Raw genomic sequence first — 634 nt, 5'->3', positions numbered from 1 at the left:
CCCATGATCTGATCCAAATACTGTTTAGTCGCATCTAGCGCATCAGACATCACTTTATGCAGTCTTCGCGATTGCCAGTCAGGTAAAATGAACATCACAGCCGCGACGGCTAGCGCGCAGCCAATCAGTGTATCGGCAAGCCGAGGAAGCACCACTGCGTAGCCTTCACCTAACTGGTTGAACAGGAACAAGACTAACAAGGTGATAAATCCGGTCGCGTAGCCGTAGTTGTTCATCCTAAATGCAAAGAACATCACGCCCGAAACAACGATAAACACCAACTGACTTTCTTGAGAAGGGAAGAACGTTAGCAGCGGTACGCCAATCAATAACCCCGCTAAAGTACCGATCACACGAGCCGTAAGTTTTTGGCGCGTTGCACTGTAGTTCGGCTGACACACAAACAGCGTTGTAAGCAAAATCCAATAACCACGGTCAATATCAAACAGCTGAATGATGCCGTACCCAATAGTAAGCGCAATTGACATACGCAACGCATGTCGAAACAGCATCGAATCTTTATGAAAGTTAGCCGAAATGCGTTGCCACATCGCTTTCAACGTATGTGGGTTAGTATCGGCAAGGGTGTCTTCTTCTAGGCGTTCGGCATCCGGGTTATTGATGTTGTTTAGCT

At 47.5% G+C, this 634-nt stretch carries 1 protein-coding gene; it reads right to left on the bottom strand.

Features of this window, described 5'->3' with window-relative positions; genetic code table 11:
- On the bottom strand, positions 1 to 634 hold a 634-nt coding region (locus R7R24_RS27885), incomplete at both ends, for an FUSC family protein (protein WP_318120313.1).

It is taken from the genome of Vibrio sp. 704 (assembly GCF_033339295.1).
The sequence above is the reverse complement of the archived record's forward strand: the minus strand, read 5'-3'. Positions and strand labels throughout refer to the sequence as shown.